The sequence below is a fragment of the Streptomyces sp. NPDC041191 genome (genome assembly GCF_055591945.1).
This window is the reverse complement of the sequence record NZ_JBVIZC010000004.1, coordinates 462,916-478,597: the sequence shown is the minus strand read 5'-3', so window position 1 is coordinate 478,597 and position 15,682 is coordinate 462,916. Positions and strand designations below refer to the sequence as shown.

Annotated in this window: 16 protein-coding genes and 2 pseudogenes; 6 read left to right on the top strand and 12 right to left on the bottom strand. The window is 72.7% G+C overall.

Features of this window, described 5'->3' with window-relative positions; all coding sequences use genetic code 11:
* Positions 1-13: 13 nt before the first annotated feature.
* Positions 14-277, top strand: a pseudogene (locus tag ACZ6AQ_RS10945) (IS5/IS1182 family transposase); the annotation flags it as partial.
* A gap of 41 nt (positions 278-318) precedes the next feature.
* Here the strand turns inward: ACZ6AQ_RS10945 and ACZ6AQ_RS10940 are convergent.
* From ACZ6AQ_RS10940 to ACZ6AQ_RS10925, 4 genes are all read right to left on the bottom strand, one after another.
* Complete coding sequence (locus ACZ6AQ_RS10940; protein WP_468759272.1) at positions 319-555, bottom strand: hypothetical protein; 237 nt, start codon at positions 553-555, stop codon at positions 319-321.
* Positions 552-1,133 carry a hypothetical protein gene (locus ACZ6AQ_RS10935; protein WP_468759157.1) on the bottom strand — a complete coding sequence of 194 codons (582 nt, stop codon included), beginning with the start codon at positions 1,131-1,133 and terminating at the stop codon, positions 552-554. The genes ACZ6AQ_RS10940 and ACZ6AQ_RS10935 overlap by 4 nt, the downstream gene beginning before the upstream one ends.
* Before the next feature lie 52 nt (positions 1,134-1,185).
* Positions 1,186-2,031: a helix-turn-helix domain-containing protein gene (locus ACZ6AQ_RS10930; protein ID WP_468759155.1), complete on the bottom strand. Its 846-nt coding sequence runs from the start codon at positions 2,029-2,031 to the stop codon at positions 1,186-1,188.
* Between the two features lie 75 nt (positions 2,032-2,106).
* Complete coding sequence (locus ACZ6AQ_RS10925) at positions 2,107-2,358, bottom strand: hypothetical protein (RefSeq protein ID WP_468759153.1); 252 nt, start codon at positions 2,356-2,358, stop codon at positions 2,107-2,109.
* A 1,174-nt stretch (positions 2,359-3,532) separates the two neighbouring features.
* On the opposite strand from ACZ6AQ_RS10925, the gene ACZ6AQ_RS10920 reads away from it, so the two are divergent.
* Together ACZ6AQ_RS10920 and ACZ6AQ_RS10915 are read left to right on the top strand one after the other, a co-directional pair.
* Positions 3,533-3,796, top strand: a complete 264-nt coding sequence (locus ACZ6AQ_RS10920) for a hypothetical protein (protein ID WP_468759152.1) — start codon at positions 3,533-3,535, stop codon at positions 3,794-3,796.
* A gap of 94 nt (positions 3,797-3,890) precedes the next feature.
* Positions 3,891-4,484, top strand: a pseudogene (locus ACZ6AQ_RS10915) (zeta toxin family protein); the annotation flags it as partial.
* 216 nt (positions 4,485-4,700) lie between these two features.
* On the opposite strand, the gene ACZ6AQ_RS10910 reads toward ACZ6AQ_RS10915, so the two are convergent.
* Together ACZ6AQ_RS10910 and ACZ6AQ_RS10905 are read right to left on the bottom strand one after the other, a co-directional pair.
* The gene (locus ACZ6AQ_RS10910; RefSeq protein ID WP_468759151.1) at positions 4,701-6,215 is read right to left on the bottom strand and encodes a right-handed parallel beta-helix repeat-containing protein; all 1,515 of its coding nucleotides are present in this window, start codon (positions 6,213-6,215) and stop codon (positions 4,701-4,703) included.
* Positions 6,216-6,480: 265 nt separating this feature from the next.
* Entirely contained in the window at positions 6,481-6,936 is a 456-nt protein-coding gene (locus ACZ6AQ_RS10905; protein WP_468759150.1) for an SPW repeat protein, read from the bottom strand.
* Between the two features lie 436 nt (positions 6,937-7,372).
* Here ACZ6AQ_RS10905 and ctaD point away from each other — a divergent pair, with 436 nt between their 5' ends.
* Both ctaD and ACZ6AQ_RS10895 read left to right on the top strand, forming a co-directional pair.
* Positions 7,373-9,103 (top strand): aa3-type cytochrome oxidase subunit I, encoded by a 1,731-nt coding sequence (ctaD, locus tag ACZ6AQ_RS10900; RefSeq protein ID WP_468759148.1) that lies wholly within the window; start codon positions 7,373-7,375, stop codon positions 9,101-9,103.
* Positions 9,100-9,534 carry a hypothetical protein gene (locus ACZ6AQ_RS10895; protein ID WP_468759146.1) on the top strand — a complete coding sequence of 145 codons (435 nt, stop codon included), beginning with the start codon at positions 9,100-9,102 and terminating at the stop codon, positions 9,532-9,534. The genes ctaD and ACZ6AQ_RS10895 overlap by 4 nt, the downstream gene beginning before the upstream one ends.
* Here the strand turns inward: ACZ6AQ_RS10895 and ACZ6AQ_RS10890 are convergent.
* The 5 genes from ACZ6AQ_RS10890 to ACZ6AQ_RS10870 form a co-directional block, all read right to left on the bottom strand.
* Positions 9,531-10,001 (bottom strand): SPW repeat domain-containing protein, encoded by a 471-nt coding sequence (locus ACZ6AQ_RS10890; protein ID WP_468759144.1) that lies wholly within the window; start codon positions 9,999-10,001, stop codon positions 9,531-9,533. The two genes, ACZ6AQ_RS10895 and ACZ6AQ_RS10890, sit on opposite strands and share 4 nt — an antisense overlap.
* Before the next feature lie 199 nt (positions 10,002-10,200).
* Entirely contained in the window at positions 10,201-10,338 is a 138-nt protein-coding gene (locus tag ACZ6AQ_RS10885) for a hypothetical protein (RefSeq protein ID WP_468759142.1), read from the bottom strand.
* Between the two features lie 218 nt (positions 10,339-10,556).
* A complete protein-coding gene (locus ACZ6AQ_RS10880; RefSeq protein WP_468759140.1) occupies positions 10,557-11,444 on the bottom strand; it encodes a Rieske (2Fe-2S) protein in 888 nt (295 codons plus the stop codon).
* A 527-nt stretch (positions 11,445-11,971) separates the two neighbouring features.
* On the bottom strand, positions 11,972-13,324 hold the full coding sequence (locus ACZ6AQ_RS10875) for an APC family permease (protein WP_468759138.1): 1,353 nt from the start codon (positions 13,322-13,324) through the stop codon (positions 11,972-11,974).
* Positions 13,321-13,494, bottom strand: a complete 174-nt coding sequence (locus ACZ6AQ_RS10870; RefSeq protein ID WP_468759136.1) for a hypothetical protein — start codon at positions 13,492-13,494, stop codon at positions 13,321-13,323. The genes ACZ6AQ_RS10875 and ACZ6AQ_RS10870 overlap by 4 nt, the downstream gene beginning before the upstream one ends.
* Before the next feature lie 249 nt (positions 13,495-13,743).
* Between ACZ6AQ_RS10870 and ACZ6AQ_RS10865 the strand changes: the two genes are divergently transcribed.
* Entirely contained in the window at positions 13,744-14,313 is a 570-nt protein-coding gene (locus ACZ6AQ_RS10865) for an EF-hand domain-containing protein (RefSeq protein WP_468759135.1), read from the top strand.
* A gap of 101 nt (positions 14,314-14,414) precedes the next feature.
* Here the strand turns inward: ACZ6AQ_RS10865 and ACZ6AQ_RS10860 are convergent, their stop codons facing one another.
* On the bottom strand, positions 14,415-15,575 hold the full coding sequence (locus ACZ6AQ_RS10860; protein WP_468759133.1) for a baeRF3 domain-containing protein: 1,161 nt from the start codon (positions 15,573-15,575) through the stop codon (positions 14,415-14,417).
* Positions 15,576-15,682: the final 107 nt, after the last annotated feature.

Genomic DNA, 15,682 nt, shown 5'->3' with positions numbered 1-15,682 from the left:
CGCTGGGCTGGTCATGGGGCGGGGTACGCGGAGTTGGATTGTTCCGGACGGGCTGTGGGAGACCGCGAAGCCGCTGATCCCACCCTCTCGGGTGCGGCCGCGGGGCGGCGGCACCCGGGGCACGCCTGAGGAAATTCTGCACCGGCGCGACGACGCCGGCCTGCTCGACCTGTCCCGCGCCGTTCTCGACTCCGCCCGCGCCCGGGTGAAAAAGGGGGCGACCTCACCGGAACGTGTTCTCCGCGCAGGCGGAGGCGGTTCGAGCGGGCGGCCGGGAGTGGGCCGGGGATGCGCGCCTGTGGGGGGCCTCTCGGGGGTTCATGGGCTGGGCCGGGTGGGGGGCCAGATGACGAGGGTGTCGTCGTCGAGGGTGACGTACCGGGTGGGGTGGCAGGCGCGGACGGCGGCCAGGAGGGTGTCGGTGACCGGGCCGTGGGCGACCACGGCGTTGCCGTCGGGTTCGACGCGCAGTCCGGTCGGGCCGGTCGCGGCTGTTTCCAGGGGACAGGTGCCGTGGTGTTCGGGGACGGGGCAGAGGAACCGGGCCGGCTTCACGAGGGCCCGAACCCGCCGTGCGGGGTGGGACGCCGCGTGGTGGTGACGGCCCAGAGCAGGAGGGCGTGGGGATCGCCGCTGCTCAGGGTGACCGAGCGGTGTTCTTCGGCGGCGAGGGAGGTGATGGCGGGGCCGCAGGGGACGGGGGGAAGGCGGTGTCTGGTGCCGCTCGGGGTGAGCGTGGTGGCGGTGGCGGTTCCGGTGCCCTGGCAGCGGTAGGCGATGCGGTGCGGCGGCCGGCCGGGTAAGGAGCGGGTGTCCACGAAGACGGGGGCGCCGGGCTTGGACACCCCTGACGCGACGACGCTCTCGCCCGGGGGCCGGTGGGCGGGGAGGTCGGCCAGGAACTGGCGGTGGGCCCGGACACCGGGCTCCTCCCTCGTTCCGGAGCCGTTCGCGTCCTGGGGAGCGGTGATGGCGCCGGACAGGACCAGGGCGATGACGGCCAGCCCGGCGACCGTGACGGTCAGCATCCCGGAGGTGGCTCTGCCGGTGTAGTCGTAGAAGGTCTCGGGGCCGGGTCCCGGCCCGCGTAACGCCCGTGCGCAGTGCCGGTCCCGGGTTTCGTGCCGTGTCATGCCGCCGCTCCTTGGCTCTTGCGGCGGGCCCGGCACGGTCGGGTCCGCCGCGTCAGCTGTAGGAGTTGAGGGCGGAGGCGATGCGGGTGAAGACCCGGCCGCCGTGCTCGGCCAGGTCGGACAGGCGCTGGAAGTCGCCGGTGTAGAGCTTGATCTCGTGGTTCTGCCGGACGGTCAGGTAGGCGGAGACGAGTTCGACGTTGACCTGCCGGTCGTCGAAGATCCAGAAGTCCTCGACCGGGGGCATGAGGCTGCGGTCGGCGTCGCGCGGGATGATCTCCAGCCGCACGTGGGGCAGGACGGAGAGCTGGATGAGGCGGGCGAGCTGGTCGGTCATCAGTTCCGCAGGCCCGACCCGCCGGTGGAGCACGTTCTCTTCCAGGACGATGTGGAACGCCCTGGACGGGTCGTCCAGGACGGCCTGCCGCTCTTCCCGTACGGCCACGGCGGCCTCGACGTCGTTGGGCAGGTGGCGCCGTTGCCGGATGCCGTCGAGGACGGCCCTGGTGTACTCCGGGGTCTGCAGCGGGCCGGGGATCAGGTTCTGCGCGTAGGCCCGGAACCTCTTCGTCCGCCCCCACAGCAGCCGCACATTGTCCTGGGCCTGGCGCAGGCCGGCGCGTTCCATCTCCCGCCACTCGACGTACATGCCCTCGATCCCGCGGGCCGCCTCGACGAGCTCGGCCACCAGGTCCTGCGCGCCGCACGCCCGCGCCCACGCCTCGATCGTCTCCGGTGAGGCGGCGGCATGCCCGTTCTCGATCCGGCTGCACTTCGACTCGTGCCATCCGCACCGCCTGGCCAGTTCCCGGGCGGAGATCCCCCGGTCTTGGCGCAGGCGGCGCAGTCGCTTCCCGAAGGCGAGGCGGGCTTCGGTGACGCTGGATGAGGTAGGCATGCCGCCAGTGTGCAGGCAGACACCGAGGGGCGGCGATTCCCCCTGGAAGGACGGGGTGTGGCGGTGCGTCAGGTTCTAGGGGGCTTTGCCGCCCTCCGGTGTTGCGCTGCCGTGCGGGTCGCTCCCGGCGGTCGGGAACAGGCGCAGCAGCCGCTTGGGGAACTCGACCACGGTCTCGTGGTCCGGTACCTTGATCGACGCCAGGCGGGCCGGGTCCAGCACCTTCCAGGACTGGAGCAGGTAGCTGTCGGAAACGTCGTCGTAGTAGAGGGTCGGGCTGCCGTTGTTCGGGCTTTCCGGGTCCTTGCACAGCAGGTGCAGAGCCACGAGACCTCCAGGTCTTCCGCGAGGTTGATGACCCTCCGAGAGTGACCTGTCGCGCAGGGCGACCGCCACCGGCTTGCGTCAGCTTGCGAAAGAAAGAAGGCCCACGGCCTCGACATGCGCGAACTTGCGCGCATATCAGGTTGATAACAGTACGTTGACAGTCATCCGTGCCGGTACAAGCCTTTTCGCCCGCGTAGCCCGACTCCACACCCCGGGAAAGCGGTTGCCGTCCCATCAGCGTGCGCCGGGAACGGACTCGCCGCACGCCTTCTGAACGCGTACTTCCCGGCGCCGGGCCGAACTGGAATCAGATCTCGGCACGGGCCCGGCGGCTTGCGGCCGGAACCGGCGAACCATCAGGACGGCCCGAGCCGGCAGCCACCGGCCGGGCCCGCGCCGGACGGTGGCGCAGGCCGGCAGAGCCCGCCCTCCTGCACGCCGGTTGAACCGCTGAACTCCTTCCCGCGCGGGACCGGCGCTCCTTGGCGTGCCCGTCGGGCGGCCGTCGGGCCTCAGCGCCAGGTGAGGCGGTCGCGGATGACTTTCTCGTCATGCTCAGGTCCCCGGCGATGGCGGGCAGCGCCTCGTCCTCTTCGTGGGTGAGGGCCCGGGCTGTGACCGGGCCGGCAGGTCTTTGAGGTCTTCGGGCAGCGCCACCGCGCGTTCGGCGACCTCTCCCAGAGGGGATTCCCGGTCCGCGTGGGGGCCGGAGGTGTCGTAGGCGTCAGGATCGTCGTGCTCGCGGACCTTCTCCCGCCGATGGCGTAGGTCCCCACTCCGCGCCGGCCGCACGCGCACCGGCCCCGCATCGAGGCCGTCGGCGGACGGCGGAGCGTTCCGTCGTACACCCGCCAGTCGCTCGTCCTTGGAAGTTGCTGCCGCTGCCCAGGTCGAAGAAGACCGGCCCGGGCTCGCGGCCGTCGACCGGCAACACCCCCTGCGCCGGCTTCTGGACCGCGAACTGTCCGCCGGACCCGGCCCGTCACCCGAGAAGCCCTCGCCCAGGTCCGATACCGCTCGGCGAACCACTCCGCTTCCTCCTCCCACCCGCCCACCATGACAAGGGGCGACATCTTCCGGAAGGAGGACCGCACCGACCCCGGCGCCCCCGCCGTCCCCGGCGTCCCCCGCGCCGCTCGCGCGCCCTCCGGCCGACACGAGACAGGAGAGTCCCATGCCCCACGGCAGCGACCCCTATGAGCACACTCCGACCGCCATGGTCTTCGACGTCTTCACCGAGACCTCCAACGAACTGATCGGCCTGTTGACGCACCGGTCCGACTCCGCGGCCGACCCGGACACCCGGGAGGCGTGGTGGAAGCGCACCCTCGCCGTCCGCGACGCCCGCCGCGCCGTGGACCCGCAGGACCGGCGGGTGCTGCTGGCCCACATCGCCGCCTGGAAGCAGGAGATCGCGAAGCTGACGGCGACCCCGTGACCGACCCCGGCGTCTACTTCCTCACCGAGGACCGGTTACGGGCCCGCTTCGACGAACGCGTGCGGGAGTTCGTCTTCGGCGGCTTCCGTCCCCAGGAGAACCCCGCCCGGTCCTGCTCGGCGGGCAGCCGGCCGCGGGCAGGAGCCGGGCCATGGCGGCCACCGTCCAGCGCCACGGCGGGACCCTCGTCCCCCTCACCGGCGGCGAGCTGCGCCCGCTCCGCCCCCGGTACCGCGAACTCCCGGACGAGGACGCGCAGACGCGCGAGACGGCCACCGCCCAGTTCTCCGGAGCGATGGTCCGCATGAGCATCGAGCACGCCCTCGACAACGGCTACGGCCTGCTGCTGGAGGGGGTCTTCCGCGACCCGGCCATGACGGTCGGGACCGCCAACGGTTCGCCGCCGCCCACCCCGCAGGGCCGGGCCGAGGCCGGGCGGCGGGACCGGCTCTCGCCGACAGCCCGTGGCGCGGAGGACGAACTCCGCGGTGCGTTCGCGGCGGTTCACCACCGGCGCCGGGGCACCGTGCCCGTACCGCCCGCCGCCCACAGGCCGGACGCGAGCGCGGCACGGTCCCGCTCCACCACCCGCGCCCGGCCCGCTCCCTCCTCCGGTACGGGAAATCCTCCCTCCCCGGGCGCCGCCCGGCCGCCGGCTCCGGAGCGACGCAGGGGCCGGAACCGGTAGGACGTCGGCGGACCCGTCCGGTCACCCTGCGACCGGCCCCCTTCGGCGGCGGCCCCGGCCCGGACGGCGGGGACCGCCGCTTCCCGCACACCCTTCAGCGGCCGTTCGAACTGCCTCCTCGGCGGATCCGTGAACGTCCCCGCCCGCAACGGCCCGGACCATGACCCGGCACGCGTGCGGGGAAGAGGGACGCTCCACGGGTTTCTGCCACACGCCTTACAGACCCGGGCCGTTGTACGCGCCCCGGTGCGGCTTCGTGGTCGTGGACACGGGGTTCCCCCAGTAGTCGCGGCCTCCATTGCCGCTGATCACGGAGCCGTTGTTCAGGGCGGGAGAGGTGGAGCGCAGCCTGTAGCCGTCGGCGGAGTCGATCGTGTCGCCCCCGGTGCCGGGGTTCACGAACTGCGGGTCGCCGGCGATGCCGTTGGCGGTCGGTCGCGGCACGCCCTGGAAGACGTTCCACAGCCATGTGATGCCGCTGCCGGTGGGGAGCCGGGAGTCGGCGGTGCCCACCCAGACGTTGTTCTCGACGACGCTTTCGTCGGGGAGCGTGATGCTGAACTTCTTGTCCGTGCAGTAGAGGACGTTGTTGTACATGCGCAGCGCGGAGCGGCCCGCGCTGTTGCTGCTCATGCGGCAGTCGTTCTCGGAGATGTTGTAGCGGATGACCTGCTCGGCGCCGCCGATGGTGCCGCACCCGTCGCAGTCGAGGAAGAAGCCGCCGATGTTGTCGCGGCTGAAGTTGTACTGGATCGTGCAGGTGCCGGTGTTGCCCCAGTCGCAGTCGAACGCCTGGCTGTCGGCCACGGACATCCGCGTGATGCCGTACACGGCGTTCTTCTGGATGGTCGGGTTGTGGTCGCCGAGCACCCATATGCCGGCGAAGTTGCCGCCGGAGAAGGGGTACGCGCCGTTGCCGACGCCGGAGGCGTTGTTGTACTGGATCATGGGCGCGTCGGCGTAGCTGGCGATGATGCCGTCGCCGCCGACGTCCTTGACGACGTTGTGCTCGATCAGGACGCCGGAACCCTTGACGGCCATGGAACCGACACGGATCTTGAGCCCGCCGCCACCCGTGTTGGTGATCTGGTTGTGGTGGACGTGGATGTCGTGGAGGGTCGAGTTCGTGCCGCTCGCGCCCGTGACGACGCCGGCGGACTGGACGAAGTCCTCGGTGGTCGGGCTGTTCTTGTTCGTCTGGCCGGCCACCCGGTCGACGACGAGGCCGCTGACGTCGAAACCGCGGTGCGCCGTTCCGTCGGTGGCGGAGATCCGCAGGCCGGTGCGGCGGGCGAGCGAGGACGCCGGGTTGGTGAGCCTGAGGTTGCTGATCCGCCAGTGGTCCTGGTTGGTGAAGGAGACGACGTCGGCACCGCCGTTGCCGTTGATCACGGGCAGCGCGCCGGTGCCGTAGGCGGTGAGGGTGACGGGGGTGGTGGCGGTGCCGCTGCCCCGGGGGGCGAGGGTGCCGGTGCACGTGGTGCCGGACGCGAAGGCGAGCGTGTCGCCCGGGCCGTACGTCTTTCCGTTGGCCTGGCCGACGCTGTTGAACGGTGACGCCGAACTGCCGTCCCCGGCGGCTTGGGCGGAACAGTCCACGTAGGTGGTGCTTCCCGCGGCCGAAGCGGGTACGGCGGCGAGAGCGGTGGTGCCGGTGAGAGCGAGGACGAGGACGGTGGTGGCGAGCCCTCGGGTCCTCACCCGCCGTCCTCGGAAAGTTTCGATGGCCATGACGTCACGCCCTTCTGGGGTCTGGTGCCGCCAGAAGCTAGGCGCGGCCGATGATCGAGTCAATGCACCTTTGTCGATTGATCGAATTTCGATCACATGATGGGTGATTGACTGCCTCTTGGACGAGTTCGTTCAAAGGTGTGGCCGCAGGGCGTGGGGTTGGACCACCTGCCCGGAATGCCTGGCGCCCGGAACGTGTGGTGTCCGTGCATGGGTCACCGCCGGGAAGGGGGGCCTTCCCGGCGGTGCCGTGGGTTCCTCGGTGTCAGCGGCGGTCGGAGCGGCGCTCCCGGCCCCCGGCGTGGTCGCGGGCGGCGGACGCGGCGGCGAGGGCGAGGAGGGTGGCGAGGGCGCCGGTGATGAGGTTGCTGGTGATGGACCGGGTGTGGGCGGCGTCACCGGCGACGACCCAGGGGGCGACACAGGTCCAGACGCCGATGACGGCGGCGGCCCAGGCCATGGAGTGGGTGCGTTCGTAGGAGTTGCCGAGGCCGCCGAGCAGCAGCATGTAGGCGACGCCGGCGATGAGGTTGGTGACGGCCAGGGTGGTGAAGCCGTTGAAGCCGGTTATCCACGGGGAGGCGGCGAGGTAGAGGCCGGTGAGGAGGGCCAGGGCCTCGACCATCTGCGCCCGTGGAGTGGCGGCGGCGCGGTCGTGCCGGGCGCGCAGGTCCATCAGGTCGGGGTGCTCTTCGATGGGTGCGCGATGGGTTGACGCCATGATGGCCTCCGGAAGGGGGATGTTTACGCGTCTCTTATCCATAAAAGCACGATAAGCACTCATATGGGTGTATTCGTGTTGCGTATCGGGCCGTTCGTACCGGCCGGCTCGTGCCGGGATGGACCGGGCGGGGTCCCCGGGACGGCCGCCCCGCCGCGAGACGCGGAACCGGAGTACCCGGGCGGACGCGGGAGGTGCGACCGCGTCACGCGTCGGGACGAGGTGTCCCGGGTCCCTTCCGGGGGCGTGTGGCGGACGGTCCTCGCGCCCGCCGTTCGGGTGCTTCCTGGGGGTGGGGCTGGGAAAACCGCAGGTCATGCCCTGCTGGAGAGGTGGTTTGGGTCGATCACCCGTGTTCCTACTGTTTGTCGGGAGTGATCGGTTTTATGGTCGCCCCACCCCTGTGTGTTCACCTGATTCCTTGCCGGGAGTTCTCATGGCCGTCTCCACGGAGCCACCCACCCTCGTACCCGTGAAGAAGAGAGGGCGGGGGGCGATCGTCGTGGACTGGCTGACGACGACCGACCACAAGAAGATCGGGCACCTCTACCTGATCACGTCGTTCGTGTTCTTCCTGCTGGGGGGTCTGCTGGCGCTCGTGCTCCGGGCGGAGCTGGCGCGGCCGGGCCTGCAGATCATCTCGCCGGAGCAGTACAACCAGGTGTTCACGCTGCACGGGACGGTGATGCTGCTGCTCTTCGCCACCCCGACGTTCGCCGGCTTCGCCAACGCGATCATGCCGTTGCAGATCGGCTCGCCCGACGTCGCCTTCCCGCGGCTGAACATGTTCTCGTACTGGCTGTTCCTCTTCGGCGGGCTGATCGCCTTCGCGGGGATCTTCACCCCGCAGGGAACGGCGGACTTCGGCTGGACCGCCTACGCGCCGCTCAGCGGCGGGGAGCGCACACCGTACGTGGGCGGCGACATGTGGATCATGGGGCTGGCGTTCGCCGGTTTCGGCACGATCCTGGGAGCGGTCAACTTCATCGCCACGATCATCTGCATGCGCGCCCCGGGCATGACGATGTTCCGGATGCCGATCTTCACCTGGAACGTCCTGCTGACGTCGGTGCTGGTGCTGTTCGCGTTCCCCGTCCTGGCCGCGGCCCTGTTCGCGCTCGAGGCGGACCGCAAGTTCGGCGCGCACGTCTTCGACCCGGCCAACGGCGGGGCGCTGCTGTGGCAGCACCTCTTCTGGTTCTTCGGGCACCCCGAGGTCTACATCATCGCGCTGCCGTTCTTCGGGATCGTCACCGAGATCCTGCCCGTCTTCTCCCGCAAGCCGACCTTCGGGTACATCGGCCTCGTCGGTGCCACCATCGCCATCGCCGGCCTGTCGGTGACCGTGTGGGCGCACCACATGTTCGCCACCGGCGCCGTGCTGCTGCCGTTCTTCTCCTTCATGACCTTCCTGATCGCGGTTCCGACGGGGGTGAAGTTCTTCAACTGGATCGGCACGATGTGGAAGGGTTCGCTCTCCTTCGAGACCCCCATGCTGTGGTCGATCGGCTTCCTCGTGACCTTCCTGTTCGGCGGGCTGACCGGGATCATCCTGGCCTCGCCGCCGATGGACTTCCACGTCACGGACAGCTACTTCGTCGTGGCCCACTTCCACTACGTCGTCTTCGGCACGGTCGTCTTCGCGATGTTCGCCGGGTTCTACTTCTGGTGGCCCAAGATGACCGGCACGATGCTCGACGAGCGCCTGGGGAAGATCCACTTCTGGACGCTCTTCGTCGGTTTCCACGGCACCTTCCTCGTCCAGCACTGGCTCGGTGCCGAGGGGATGCCCCGCCGCTACGCCGACTACCTGGACGCCGACGGCTTCACCGCCCTGAACACGGTGTCCTCCATCGGCGCCTTCCTCCTGGGCACGTCCACCCTGCCGTTCTTCTACAACGTCTGGAAGACGGCCAGGACCGCGCCGAGGATCACCGTCGACGACCCCTGGGGCTTCGGCCGCTCCCTGGAGTGGGCCACCTCCTGCCCGCCGCCCCGGCACAACTTCGTCACCCTCCCGCGCATCCGCTCCGAGTCCCCGGCCTTCGACCTCAACCACCCCGCCATGGCCGCGCTCGACCACGGCAAGACGCACAAGCGGGACGTGTTCGACGACTCCGACGCCGCCACCCACGAAGGCGGCCCCGACTCCGGACGGAACGCGTGACCGCGTACGGACCCGGGGAGCCGCGCCACCCCGCGCACCCCACCGGCGGTGACGCTCCCGCACCGGCCGCGGGCGGCCGGGAGACCCCGCGGGCCCTGGCCGTGGAGGCGGCCGAGGGCATCGCCCGGATCGAGGGGTACCTGCTCGCCCGGCGGGCCGGCACCGAGGCCACGGAGGCCGGCGCCGCCTTCGCCCGCCGGTTCCCGTGGCTGGGACCCCAGGAGCGGTCGGAGGTCGCCCGCGCGTTCGCGCGGGAACACCTCGCCGTGCGGCGCCGGATGTTCGAGGACGCCGTCGCGCGCGCGGAGGAACTCCGGCACGAGTACGGCGGCCGCTACGAACGCCTGCGCCGCCGGCTGGTCGCCACGGTCCTGGGGGCGTTCGGCGCCATGGCGGTCGTGGCGTCGTACCTGGCCCGGAGCGTGGTCTAGGAGGTGCGCCGGTGCGCGCCCCGATCCGTCCGGTGCGCGCCCCGGCCCGTCCCGCGCGCGCGGTCCGTCCACCAGACCGCCAGGGACAGCAGGCTCAGGGCGACCAGGACGCTCCCGATCACGATGTCGAGCGTGCGGGTCCCCGTGTCGAGGGCGGTGTCCTGGGTGTCGAGGACGAACGGCGAGAGGATCAGCCACACGCCGGCGAGGCCCACCAGCACGTCGGACCGCACGCCTCCGCCGCGGTACACGCGTGTGCCCGCGGCGAGGGCGACGACGAGTCCCACGATCAACTCGTTCACCTGGGCGTCCTTGGGCCCGTCCTGCGTGGCCATGAGGAAGACCAGCAGGACGACGGACGCCAGCAGCGTCAGCAGGCCCAGGATCTGGTCGTGGAAACCCTGACGCAGCACGTGCGCCCGGTCCGGGGTACGGAGGGCGGCTCCCCGGTCGATGTCGATCGCCATGATCTCTCCTCTTTCCCGATCGGAACAGGGGCCGCGTGCGACTACCCACGACACCCGCCCCCACTCCTCCCGGCCCGGCCGGACCGTCCCGCCCGTGACGGGCCGTACGTGAGGAGGCGCCCCGCCCGGGAGCGGGACGCCTCCTCACGTACACGCCGCGCGCGGTCCGGCGACCGTCACGCGCACACCGGAGCCCGCCTCACTCGGCGTTCTTCCGAAGCAGGCAGCCGTAGCCCGGCTGCAGGGTGTCGGCGACCGCCAGGGCGGCCAGACCGCCCGTCACGGTGCGCGTGGCGCCCGGCCACAGGAGACGGGCCCGGCGCGCGCCGGCCGCCACACTCCAGGCGGCCGTGTACGCGCCGAAGGCGACGACGGCTCCGAGGTGCCCGCCGAGCCGGCGCTCCTCCTCCGGCGCCGTAGGCCCTGCCCACGCGCCGGAGCGCCTCCCCGGCCCGTCGCAGGGGAGTGGTCTTCCCGGATGTTTCGGGGGTCACGGCAACGGTCTCCGTCGAGCAGGGGTGGTGGTGATCCGGTCCGATGCGTACGACGGAGGCGTCACGTCTCGTCGTGGGAAGGGGCGGCGTCCCCGGTCCCGGTGGCGTCCCCGGTCTCGGGGGAGCGCAGCCTCGCCTCGACCCGGCCGTCGGTGACGCGGGTGTCGAAGACGGGCTGGGGGGCCGTGGCGGGACCGCCCACGTTCCATCCGTCCTCCAGGCGGAAGACGCTGCCGTGCCACGGACAGCGCACACAGCCGTCCTCGATCGTGCCTCCGGACAGGGGGCCGGCGGCGTGGCTGCACGTGTCCGCCAGGACGTGCACGCGGTCGGCGTCCTCGCGGACGACCAGGACGGGCACGTCACCGACGTGGCGCCGGACCGCTCGTCCGGGCGGGAGGTCCGTGATCTCCCCGATCCCGTGCCAGCCCGGTTCCACCAGGTCCGGGACGGACGCGGTGTGGTTGACGCCCGCTCCCTGCCGGTAGGCCAGGTGTCCGCCGATCGCCCCGCCCAGGCCGACGGCGGTCAGCCCGGCGAACCCCAGGGCCTTGCCCAGGGCGGCCCGGCCCCGTACCCGAGCGGCCAGGGAGCCCGTGTACAGCGCCACTCCCGTGATGTTCGCCGCCGCGTGCACCAGCCCGACCCGCGCCTGACGGCGCTGCAGCTCCGCCCAGTCGACCCAGCCGGCAACGGCCGCGGGGGCCGCCGCCACGAGTCCCACGCCGATCAGCGTGCCCGCCGCCCGCCGCTGCCCCGGCACCGCGTCGAGCACCGCCGCCGAGAACCAGGCGCCGATCGGCACCTGCACCATCACCGGGTGGACGGGATGGCCCAGCCCGCGCCCGTGCAGCGCGTCCCGCCCGCGTCCCAGAGGGAGCGCGCGGACCGCGTCGCGGAGGCGTTCGGCGCAGCCGTCGAGCACGGCGGCGCGTTCCAGCCGGTCCATGCCCCGGAGAATCCGGCCGGGACCGGACACCGACGGCAGGACGCGTTTCAGCGCCCGCCGCACGGTCTCGTTCCCGGGGACACGACCATCGAGTTCCGGCTCATGAGTCATGAACCGCCTCTAACCGTTCGATCACCGGCGAAACGGTCCGGAGTCCGTTCCCCGCCGCGTACGGCGGGGTGCGCGGCGGCGTCAGGCGGACCCGCTCTCGTCTTCGGAGCCGTCGGGGTCGTCGGGCTCGCGCTCTCCCTCGGCCTGCGACGGCGTCGTGCGCTCGGGTTCCGCGTCCCGGTGGCCCGCGTCCCGCGGGGGGTTCTCGTCGGGGCGTTCGCCCTCCGCCTGTGACGGGGTGCTCTCCTGGATGGTTCGCTCTTTTCCTCGGTGTGACTCGTACGGACACGCGGCATCGCACATGTGTGCCCACAGGACGAGTACCTGTCCCGGGCCACCACGGACCCGCGCGGGTCGAAGAAGCTCCCGGACGGATCACCGCTCCGGGGACGCGGGGACCCGGAGCCCCCGGCGTCTCAGGCCCCCGTCTCCTCCGGCGCTCCCTTCTCCTCCGCCTCCGCCGAGCGGCGGCGGCGGCCGGCCGCGACGGCGGCGAGGAGCGCCGCGAGGGCGAGCACCACCGAGCCGCGCAGCCACACCCCGGCCTCCACCTGGGTGGCGAGAAGGACGCAGGAGGCGGCCCCGAGGACCGGCAGCGCGGTCGGGGCGCGGAAGTGACCGGGCTCGCCCGGATCGGAACGCAGGACGAGGACGGCCGTGTTGACGATCAGGAAGACCACCAGGAGCAGCAGCACCAGGGTGGACGCCAGCGTGGCGACGCTGCCGGTCAGGGCCAGCAGGAGGGCCGGGACGGTGGTGGCGGCGATCGCGGCCCAGGGAGTGCGGCGACCGGGCAGGACCCGGGTCAGGGCGGCGGGCAGCAGCCCGTCGCGGGCCATTCCGTACGCCAGACGCGAGGCCATGATGCCGGTGAGCAGCGCCCCGTTGGCGACGGCGATCAGGGCGACGGCGCCGAACAGGCGCGGGGGGACGCCGCCGGCCTCGCGGACGACCTCCAGGAGGGGGCCGCCGGAGGAGGCGAGGACACCGGTGGGCACGGTCGCCGAGGCGGCCACGCCGACCAGGACGTAGACGGCCCCGGCGGTGGCGAGCGCGGCGAACAGGGCGCGGGGGTAGGAGCGCCGGGGGTCCCGGGTCTCCTCGGCGACGTTCACCGAGGTCTCGAAGCCGACGAACGAGTAGAAGGCCAGGACGGAACCGCTCAGCACGGCCGCCGCCGCGCCCTTCTCGGGCGTACCGAGCCGGAGGAGGCGGCCCGGGTCGCCCTCCCCGCGCAGCAGCAGCCGCGCGCCCAGGATCACGATCACCACCAGGCCGCCGACCTCGATCAGGGTGGCGACGACGTTGGCGCGGGTGGACTCCCTGATGCCCCGGGCGTTGACCAGGGCCAGGAGGGCGAGGAAGACCACCGCGACCGGGGCGACGGGCAGGGTGACGAAGGCCGCGAGGTAGTCGCCGGCGAAGCCCCGGGCGAGCGCGGCGACCGAGACGACGCCGGCCGCCAGCATGCAGAACCCCGCGACGAACCCGACCGCCGGGCCGAAGGCCCGGGTGGCGTAGTGGGAGGCGCCGCCGGCCCTCGGGTACTTCGTCGTCAGCTCGGCGTAGGAGGCGGCGGTCAGCAGGGCCAGTACGAGTGCCACGGCGAGCGGCACCCACACGGCGCCCCCGGACGCGGCGGCGACCTGCCCCACCAGCACGTACACCCCGGCGCCCAGGACGTCGCCGAGGATGAAGAAGTAGAGCAGGGGAGTGGTCAGGGCGCGCCGCAGCGCGGGCCGGGCCGCGCTCTCGGGTCCGGCGCTCACCGCGCGTCCGGTCCGGGCCGCAGCGGCGGGCGTGCCGGGGCGCGGGTCGCCCCGGCCCCGGTGGTCCGGCCGTCGGCCGGGGGCCGGACGCCGTCGGCGGCGTGGTGCGGGCGCGCGGGCGCCGTTCCCCGGGCGGCGGTTCCGCCGGCCCGTTCCTTCCACTCCTGCATCGTCCTGCGCTTTCCGTGACGGGCGACGGGTTGCGTCGCCTCCTCTCCGCCGGACCGCTCCGGGAGCGCCGCCCGGGTGGTCCGGGCGCCGGGCCCCGTGTTCCGGCGCGGACCTCCCGCTCCCTCACCCGTACGTGCACGAATATGCGGAAACGCCCCCGCCGCCGGCCGGGGTTCGTAGCGTCGACGTGGCGGGACGCACTCCGCGTCCCCCTGTTCCCCTTGTTCCCCCACCCCCGAGGAGCGATCATGACCGACCGGGAATTCCTGACGAAGAAGATCGAGCACGGCTTCGACCAGCTGGACGTGGACGGCAACGGCGTGCTCACGGAGGACGACCACGTGGAGATGGGCCGCCGGACGGCCTCCTCCCTCGGGCACGCCGAGGGCTCCCCGGAGGCGGAACGGATCATCGGCGCCTACACGGCCATCTGGCGCGAGGTGCACCTGCCGTTCGTCCCCGCCGGGGCCCGGGGGATCCCCAGGGACCGGTTCGTCGAGTCGACCCGCGCGCTGGCCGACGACCCAGGGACCGCCCGCGCCACCCTCGGCAGGCTCGCCGAGACCTACCTGGGGATCGCCGACCTCGACGGGGACGGCCGGATCAGCCCCGGCGAGTTCCTCGCGTTCCAGCGGGGACACTTCCCCCGGCTCACGGAGGAGGAGGCGGCCGAGGCGTTCGGCCACCTCGACACCGACGGCGACGGCGTCCTGTCGCCCGCCGAGTTCACCGACGCGGTCGTCGAGTTCTGGTCCAGTTCCGACCCCGGGGCCACCGGCAACTGGTGGATGGGGCGCCCCGTCTTCCCGCGCGGCTGACCCGGCCCGCCCGGCGCCCGGACCGCGACTCGCGGGGCCTCCCCCTCCGGGGGGCGGCCCCGCCGCCGGGCACCGGGCCCCCGGCCCGTCCGCCGCCCGTGTCAGTAGCGCAGGGCCGCCACGACCCGCCCGCGCTCGTTCAGCGTGCCGTCGGGCACGAAACGGACCGAGGCGTCGGCGTCCAGGGCGTTCTCCACCAGGGTGTCGACGAGGTCGGTCACCACCCCGTCCGGGGCCTGCTCACCGCCGCCGTCGGTGAGGCCGGGCCCGTCGGGCAGCGGGACGAGACGCAGGCCGCGGCCGTCCTCCGCCACCGTGCCCGCGGCGCGCAGCCCCTCCTCCAGGACGAGGAGGTGGACCCGGCGGTCGGCGACGGCGACCCACACGTCCTGCAGGCCGGCGGCGTACTGCTTGCGGCCGCGGGCGTCGTCGAGGTCCTGGAGCGCTCGGCGCGTCTGCCGCTCGCGGAAACCGGAGAGGACCGGCTCCAGGCGTTCGGCCAGGACGGCGGGGGAGACCTCGTCCAGACCGACCAGGTCGAGCCGGCCCTCCACCCGGTCGGCGTGCCGGCTCACGCCGTCGAACTCGGCCAGGAGCTTGGTGCCCCCGACGAGGAAGAGCGGCTGCCGCCGCGCGGCCAGGGGGGCGGCCAGCTTCTCGTCCACGGCGCGCATGTACTGCTGGATGCGCTCGTCGCGGGCGGGCGACGGGAAGTCGGTGACCGGCCCGGGGAGGGCGTCCTCGTGGTCCGGGATCGCGGGCTCCGCCGGGAAGCCGTGCTCCTCGACCTCGAACAGGCGCCCGGCCGACCCCTGGTAGAGACGGCAGGTCTCCAGCCCGAGGACCAGGACCCAGTAGGGGGCCGAACGCTCGCGGGCCGCCACCAGGTACCGGGTCAGGAACGTCGGGGCGAACTCGACGCGGGTCGGGACGTCCTGCTCGCCGTCGAGCTGCCACACCTGCGTCTCCTCGCCGGGGGCGAGCAGGATCTCCAGTCCGGCCCCCGCGTGCAGGAACACGTCGTCCCGCCCGAGGACCTCGGTCTCCTCCAGCCTGGCCCGCAGCTCCAGCCGCTCCTCGCGGCCCACGCGCGGATCGGCGTCGAGCTGCGCGCGCGCCTCGGACAGCAGGTTCTTGAGCCGCACCCGGTCCTCGTCCACCCCCCGGCGCGGATGCGTCCGCATGACCAGGGAGATCGCCGGGTACGGCCGCGGTCGCCGCAGATCGGCGAGGACGGCGGAAGTGAGTGCGCTGACGTGCATGATGCGGACCTTCCGGTGCGAAGGGGGATCGCCTACAGGAAAACAGTCACCGGGGGACCCCGCGAGTCCACGGGAGCCCTCCGGGCGCGCGGGAGCCGGGGCGGGCC